Origin of the sequence: Streptomyces lonarensis (assembly GCF_012033735.1) — a bacterium.
Lineage (GTDB): Bacteria > Actinomycetota > Actinomycetes > Streptomycetales > Streptomycetaceae > Streptomyces > Streptomyces lonarensis.
On sequence record NZ_JAAVJD010000253.1, the window covers coordinates 1 to 7,183 of the forward strand.

The following is a 7,183-nucleotide window of genomic DNA, read 5'->3' on the forward strand; positions in this document are numbered from 1 at the left end:
GCAGCTATTGACTGCAACCGATTGCCGTCTATGGTGTGAGCCGTGACTGACGACGGCGTGAGAGAAGCTTTCGGCGTGGACGGCGGCGGTAACGCGGTCCATTGCCACACGCTCGCCGCCCTCGACCAGGAGGAGGCGTCCGCCGACGCCCGCGCCGTCGCCCATGCCGCCGGTCCGCCCGACCCCGCCGGTGCCGCGCTCGCCGCCGCCGACACCGTGCTGCGCGAGGCGGCCCGGCTGGACCCGCCGCTGGAGACGGACTACCTGGCGCTGGTCGACCCCGCCACCTTCACCGCGATCGCACCGGGCGACCCCGCACCGCCGGGGCCCGCGGTGCTCGCCGTCGCCGCCCGGGTGGGCGCCACCCGCCTGATCGACAACGTCCACCTCGACCTCGGGACCGCCCTGTGACCGCCGCACCGCGCCGCGCGGCGACCGCTCCGGACCCGGCTCCCGGCACCGACCCGACCGCCAGCCCGGGCCGCGTCGCCGTGCTCGGCCCCGAACCGACCTGGGCGACCGCGGCCGACGTCGTCGTCGTCGGCTCCGGCATAGCCGGGCTGACCGTCGCGCTGCGCTGCGCCGAGGCCGGCCGTCGCACCGTCGTCGTCACCAAGGCGCTGCTGGACGACGGCTCGACCCGCTGGGCGCAGGGCGGCATCGCCGCCGCGCTCGGCCCCGGCGACACCCCGGAGCAGCACCGCGACGACTCACTGACCGCCGGCGCCGGGCTGTGCGACGAGACGGCGGTCAGCACCCTCGTCACCGAGGGGCCGGACGCCGTCCGCCGGCTGATCGCCACCGGCGCCCGGTTCGACACCGCCGACGACGGCACCATCGCCCTCACCCGTGAGGGCGGCCACCACCGCCGCCGCATCGCGCACGCGGGCGGCCACGCCACCGGCGCGGAGATCTCCCGCGCGCTGGTCGCCGCGGTGCGCGCCGCCGGCATCGAGGTGGTCGAGCACGCCCTCGCCCTCGACCTGCTCACCGACGCCGCCGGCCGCGCCGCCGGCGTCAGTCTGCACGTCATGGGGGAGGGGCGGCACGACGGCGTCGGCGCCGTCCACGCCCCCGTGGTGGTGCTCGCCACCGGCGGCATGGGGCAGGTCTTCTCGGCCACCACCAACCCGGCGGTCTCCACCGGGGACGGCGTCGCGCTGGCGCTGCGGGCCGGGGCGGAGGTCTCCGACCTGGAGTTCGTCCAGTTCCACCCGACCGTGCTGTGGTTGGGGCCGGAGGCGCAGGGACAGCAGCCGCTGATCTCCGAGGCGGTCCGCGGCGAGGGCGCGCACCTGGTCGACGCCGGGGGTGACCGCTTCATGGTCGGCCGTCACGAGCTGGCCGAGCTGGCCCCGCGCGACATCGTGGCCAAGGGCATCATGCGCCGGATGCGCGAGACGGGCGCCCCCCACATGTACCTCGACGGCCGCCACTTCGGGGCCGAGATGTGGGCACGGCGCTTCCCGACGATCCTGGCGTCCTGCCGCTCCCACGGCATCGACCCGGTGACGGAGCCGATCCCCGTGGCGCCGGCGGCGCACTACGCCTCCGGCGGCGTCCGCACCGACCTGCACGGCCGGACCGGCGTCCCCGGGCTCTACGCCTGCGGCGAGGTCGCCTGCACCGGCGTCCACGGCGCCAACCGGCTGGCGTCCAACTCGCTGCTGGAGGGGCTGGTCTTCGCCGAGCGCATCGCCGCCGACTGCCTGGCCGAACCCGTGCGCACGCCCGCCCCCGTCGCGCCGGCGGCGACCGCCGTCCGACTGCCGCTGCCGCCGCCCGAGGCCCGCGGCGAGATCCAGCGGGTGATGAGCGAGGGCGCCGGCGTGCTGCGCTCCGACGCCAGCCTGGCGGCGGCCGCCACCGCGCTGGCAGCGCCCGCACCGGGCGGCAAGACCGGCGAACCGGGTGTGGAGGCGTGGGAGAACGCCAACCTGCTGCTGGTCGCCCGGGTGCTGGTCGCCGCCGCCGCGCGGCGCACCGAGACCCGCGGCTGCCACTGGCGAGAGGACCACCCCGAGTCGGACGACGACGCCTGGCGTCGCCATCTGCTGGTCACCCTGGCCCCCGACACGGACGGCACCGTGCCGCTGGTGCGGGCCACCGACGGCCCGACGTTCGGCCCCCTGACGCCGTGGCCGGCCGACGCCGCGCGGCACGTCCCGGGGGAAGACCCCACCGCGGCGGACGCCGCGCCCCGCCACGCCGGGAGCACCGGCGACCCCGAGGAGAGCACCTCATGACCACCGCAGGCCCCGACCCCCGTCCCGAGCCGGCCGTCCTCAACCTGCTCCCCGCCGCCCCCGGCACCCCGGACGCCGCGGCCCCCGGCTGCGGCTGCGCGGCCGACGGCGCCGGCTGCGCCGGTGACGGCCCCGGCCACCTCGACACCGTCTGCGGGCTGGACGCCGAGCTCGCGGGGCTGCTGGAGGCCGCCGGGCTCGATCCCGTCGGCGTCGAGGAGGTCGCGCACCTCGCCCTGGCGGAGGACCTCGACCAGGGGCCGGACGTCACCACCCTGGCGACCGTCCCCGACGAGGCCGTCGCCACCGCGGACTTCACCGCCCGTGAGGCGGGGACCGTCGCCGGGCTCCGCATCGCGGAGGCGGTGCTCTCCGTCGTCGCCACCGACGACCTGGAGGTCGAGCGCCACGCGGAGGACGGCGACCGGGTCGCCGCCGGCGCGGTCCTGCTGTCGGTGACCGGACGCACCCGCGACCTGCTCACCGGCGAGCGGACCGCGCTCAACCTGCTGTGCCGCCTCTCCGGCGTCGCCACCGCCACCCGCGCCTGGGCCGACGTCCTGGAGGGGACCGGCGCGACCGTGCGGGACACCCGCAAGACCACCCCGGGACTGCGGGCGCTGGAGAAGTACGCCGTCCGCTGCGGCGGCGGCGAGAACCACCGGATGTCCCTCTCGGATGCGGCGCTCATCAAGGACAACCACGTCGTCGCGGCGGGCGGCGTCGCCGAGGCGTTCCGCGCCGTCCGCTCCGAGCTGGTCGCCTGGGGCACCCCCGACGTGCCGATCGAGGTCGAGGTCGACCGGCTGGACCAGATCGAGCCGGTGCTGGAGGCGGGGGCGGACCTGCTGCTGCTGGACAACTTCACCCCGGCGGAGACCGCCGAGGCGGTGGCGCTGGTGGCCGGCCGCGCCCGCCTGGAGTCCTCCGGCAGGCTCACGCTGGAGAACGCCCGCGCCTACGCCGAGACCGGCGTGGACCACCTCGCCGTCGGCGCCCTCACACACTCCTCCCCGATCCTGGACATCGGTCTCGACCTGCGGTCCGGGGAAGGCTCCTGATGCTGCTGACCATCGACGTCGGTAACACCCACACCGTCCTCGGCCTCTTCGACGGCGAGGAGATCGTCGAGCACTGGCGGATCTCCACCGACGCCCGGCGGACCGCCGACGAGCTGGCGGTGCTGCTTCAGGGGCTGATGGGCCGGCACCCGCTGCTCGGCCGCGACCTGGGCGACAACATCGACGGCATCGCCGTCTGCTCGACGGTGCCGTCCGTCCTCCACGAACTGCGCGACGTCACGCGCCGGTACTACGGCGACATTCCCGCGGTGCTGGTGGAGCCCGGGGTGCGCACCGGGGTGCCCGTCATCACGGACAACCCGAAGGAGGTCGGCGCGGACCGGGTCATCAACGCGGCCGCCGCCGTCGAGCTCTACGGCGGCCCCTGCATCATCGTGGACTTCGGGACGGCCACCACCTACGACGCGGTCACCTCACGCGGTGAATACGCGGGCGGTGCCATCGCGCCGGGGGTGGAGATCTCCGTCGAGGCGCTCGGTATGCGCGGCGCCCAACTGCGGAAGGTGGAACTCTCGCCGCCGCGTCAGGTGATCGGAAAGAACACCGTGGAGTCGATGCAGTCCGGCATCGTCTACGGATTCGCCGCCCAGGTCGACGGAGTCGTCGAACGGATGCGCCGGGAACTCTCCGACGAACCGGATTCCGTCACCGTCATCGCCACCGGCGGTCTCGCACCGTTGGTGCTCCGGGAGGCCACGGTGATCGACGAACACGAACCGTGGTTGACCCTGATCGGACTGCGATTGGTGTTCGAACGGAATGCGCCCCGGCACTGAACGCCGACAGTGGTGCGCGCTACCGCCGGATGCCGTAGGGACGTCCCCGAACGAGTGATTCCGGCCCGGCTCGCGAAGCGGCGGTCGCGCCGGTGTCGGCGGGAACGCGGCGGCACCTCGGATCGCACGGACGCGGGCCGGGCGGCGGGGCGCCGACCCGAATAGCCGATGTCCGCCCCCGCCTCCGAAGGGCGGGGGCGGATGCGTACCGGGGTGCCGCGCAGCGAATTCGGGCTGCCCGTGGCGGGTGGCCTCCTCCCGCCCCCTGCCGCATTGGCGCGGCGCCGCGTTGTGCGGGGCTCCCCCGACGGCTGCCGCCGCCGGGCGGGGCAGGGAACTCGGCGGTTCCCATCGGTCGGGGAGGGTGCTATTCGCCTCGTTCCGCCGTCCGCCGTGGGCCGCATCAGTGACGCGCACCTGTCAGCCGCAGCCCCAGCCGTATCTCCTGAGAATTGTCCGGTTAGCGGCTAATCTCGTCGCATGCGTACGTCAGACGCCGAGAGCGGCGAGCAGGAGAACGCGCGACGCGGCGGTGGGGAATCACGCCGGCGTCCCGGCGGGAATCCGGCCCCGGGTCGTCCCGTGCCCACACCGGCCGATGTCTTCCGACACAAGCGACCGGCGCCGGACAACCCCACGCCCCCCGACGAAGCCGACGAATAGACCCCGATACCCTGGAGGGTGCCCCGGGCCGGTCCCGGGCGCCCTACCCAGGAGACGGAGACCGTGGACTACGTCATCGCCCTCTTTCCCCCCACTGTCATGGCCGTCGCCTTCACCTGCCTGATCGTCACGATGATCCGGTCGCAGGGCGGCGCCAACAAGTACAAGGAGGACGCCGCGGCCGACGCCATGGCGGCCGCCGCCGCGTCCCGCACCGCCGACCGGCGGGACACCACCGCCGACTGAGCGGGCTTCCGCCGCGGCGCGCCCGGGTCGCACGACCCGGGCCGCCCCGTACCTCGACGCACCCCGGCACATCGGACATTTCGCGCTATCCTTCAGGCGTGCCGCGCCGCCTGGGAGAACTCGAAGACGCCGTGATGACACGGGTGTGGGCCCGGAACAAGCCGGTCACCGTGCGGGAGGTCCTCCAGGAGCTCCAGCAGGACCGCGCCATCGCCTACACCACCGTCATGACGGTGCTGGACAACCTGTACCGCAAGGGCTGGGTACGGCGCACCCAGGAGGGCCGCGCCTACCGCTACGAGGCCGTCTCGACCCGCGCCGCCTACTCGGCCGTGCTGATGAACGAGGCCTGGTCCGAGAGCGACAACCCCGCGGCCGCCCTCGTCGCCTTCTTCTCGATGATGTCCCCCGAGCAGCTTCCCGCGCTGCGGGACGCGCTCCGGGTGGTCGGCGTCGCCGGCGTGAGCCTGGCGGACGGCGCCGCGGAGCCCCCGGCCGACGCCGGCCCTGACACCGGCCCCGTCGGCGCCCCGGGGGCCCCCGCCGCGCCCGACGCGGCGCCTCCCGCGGAGCCGTCCGCCGACGCTCCTCCTGTCGACGCTCCTCCCGCCGAGGACCGGCCCGCCGCCTGACCCGCTCCGCCCCCGCCGGGAGGGGTGCCGGCGTCCGGCGGTAGCCTCGCGGCGTGAAGGCCCCGGAAATCACGATTCGAAGAGCGCGTACCGCCGATGTCCCGGCGGTACGGCGCCTGGTGGACTCCTATGCCGCCGAACGCATCCTGCTGAACAAGCCCACGGTGACCTTTTACGAGGACATTCAGGAGTTCTGGGTGGCGGAACGCGACGACGACGCGGCCGTCGTCGCCTGCGGCGCACTGCACGTCATGTGGGAGGATCTCGCCGAGGTCCGCACCCTTGCCGTCGACCCCGCGATGCGCGGGCTCGGAGTCGGGCACGCACTCCTGAGCAAGCTGCTCGGCACTGCGCGATGGCTCGGCGTGCGGCGCATTTTCTGCCTCACCTTCGAAGTCGCGTTCTTCGCCCGCCACGGGTTCCAGGAGATCGGCGATACACCCGTTGACGGTGACGTCTACAGCGAGCTGCTGCACTCCTATGATGAGGGAGTTGCGGAGTTCCTCGGTCTCGAACGCGTGAAGCCGAACACTTTGGGTAACAGCCGCATGCTGCTGGTGCTCTGAACAACGGGCCCCGTGAATCCCCTCGGGGGCTATGCCCGAATCGTCCCGACGTGTCGGGCGAACTGCTTGTCCCAAAGAGGGTCCAGGGTTTGTGTTTTCGGAGCCGGGGCGGTTTGATTACGCAAGCAGCACAAAACATTCGGCGAGCAAGAATGAGGAGCAGCCCGGTGGCACAGAAGGTTCAGGTCCTTCTCCTCGATGACATCGACGGCGGCGACGCGAGCGAGACCGTCTCGTTCGCCATCGACGGCAAGTCCTACGAGATCGACCTCAATGAGGCCAACGCCAAAAAGCTCCGTGACGCGCTGGAGCCTTACACCAAGGCCGGTCGCCGCGGTGGCGGTCGCCCCGCACGCGGTACTCGCGGTACCCGAGCCTCCTCCGGCTCCCAGGACACCGCGAAGATTCGCGCCTGGGCGAAGGAGAACGGCTACGACGTGAATGACCGCGGCCGTGTTCCGGCGAACATTCGCGAGGCCTACGAAAAGGCGTCCGCCTGACGCTCATGGTCCGGGCCGCCCTTGGGGGCGGCCCTGCCGTGTTCGATCTTCCTCTCCGCCCGTGCCGCGCCGCGGGGATGCGCACCGCGCCGTTCCGGCGCTTTCCCGAGTGCGCCACCCCGGCCTGCCCGCGGTCTTCTCCGCGTCGTGCGCCCGGCGCGTCGCGGTGGGAGGCGGTCGTCAGATGTGCCGTTCCGGCCCGGTGGGTGCCGGCCTCCGGGCCGACCGCCGGGTCGGTGGCGTGTCCTGACCTGCACGGGTGGCGCCGCCGCGTGCCCGCCCTGTCGCGCCGCGCCCGGGGTCGACGGGATTCGTCGTGCCCGCCGCGTCTCGGCCCTCTGCCGCCCGGGTCGCCGTGGCCGCGCGTCCGGCCGGCGCGCCGTCCACCCGGTGGGCCCGTGGCCCCGCCGTCCGGGCCCCTGCCTGGCGTGAGCGAATCGGTTCCGGTACGCCGCCCCGGGGCGGCCCGGGG

General features: G+C 74.0%; 8 protein-coding genes. All 8 read left to right on the forward strand.

Annotated features, from left to right (window positions below; all coding sequences use genetic code 11):
• The first annotated feature begins 42 nt into the window (after positions 1–42).
• The 8 genes from HCN56_RS21930 to HCN56_RS21965 all read left to right on the forward strand — a co-directional run bounded on the left by HCN56_RS21930 (position 43) and on the right by HCN56_RS21965 (position 6,711).
• Positions 43–411, forward strand: a complete 369-nt coding sequence (locus HCN56_RS21930) for a pantoate--beta-alanine ligase (RefSeq protein WP_167973784.1) — start codon at positions 43–45, stop codon at positions 409–411.
• A gap of 80 nt (positions 412–491) precedes the next feature.
• A complete protein-coding gene (locus tag HCN56_RS21935; RefSeq protein ID WP_167973798.1) occupies positions 492–2,246 on the forward strand; it encodes an L-aspartate oxidase in 1,755 nt (584 codons plus the stop codon).
• Complete coding sequence (gene nadC, locus HCN56_RS21940) at positions 2,243–3,307, forward strand: carboxylating nicotinate-nucleotide diphosphorylase (RefSeq protein WP_167973786.1); 1,065 nt, start codon at positions 2,243–2,245, stop codon at positions 3,305–3,307. The genes HCN56_RS21935 and nadC overlap by 4 nt, the downstream gene beginning before the upstream one ends.
• On the forward strand, positions 3,307–4,104 hold the full coding sequence (locus HCN56_RS21945) for a type III pantothenate kinase (RefSeq protein ID WP_167973788.1): 798 nt from the start codon (positions 3,307–3,309) through the stop codon (positions 4,102–4,104). The genes nadC and HCN56_RS21945 overlap by 1 nt, the downstream gene beginning before the upstream one ends.
• 726 nt (positions 4,105–4,830) lie before the next feature.
• Complete coding sequence (locus HCN56_RS21950) at positions 4,831–5,013, forward strand: hypothetical protein (protein ID WP_167973790.1); 183 nt, start codon at positions 4,831–4,833, stop codon at positions 5,011–5,013.
• 98 nt (positions 5,014–5,111) lie between these two features.
• On the forward strand, positions 5,112–5,645 hold the full coding sequence (locus HCN56_RS21955; protein WP_167973792.1) for a BlaI/MecI/CopY family transcriptional regulator: 534 nt from the start codon (positions 5,112–5,114) through the stop codon (positions 5,643–5,645).
• 53 nt (positions 5,646–5,698) lie between these two features.
• Positions 5,699–6,211: an amino-acid N-acetyltransferase gene (locus HCN56_RS21960; RefSeq protein WP_167973794.1), complete on the forward strand. Its 513-nt coding sequence runs from the start codon at positions 5,699–5,701 to the stop codon at positions 6,209–6,211.
• A 167-nt stretch (positions 6,212–6,378) separates the two neighbouring features.
• Positions 6,379–6,711 (forward strand): histone-like nucleoid-structuring protein Lsr2, encoded by a 333-nt coding sequence (locus HCN56_RS21965; RefSeq protein ID WP_167973796.1) that lies wholly within the window; start codon positions 6,379–6,381, stop codon positions 6,709–6,711.
• The last annotated feature ends 472 nt before the right edge of the window (positions 6,712–7,183 follow it).

Bases quoted from the DNA above. Each gene is read 5' to 3' on its own strand.
- nadC (WP_167973786.1), top strand. From the start codon at position 2,243: ATGACCACCGCAGGCCCCGACCCCCGTCCCGAGCCGGCCGTCCTCAAC.
- HCN56_RS21945 (WP_167973788.1), top strand. From the start codon at position 3,307: ATGCTGCTGACCATCGACGTCGGTAACACCCACACCGTCCTCGGCCTC.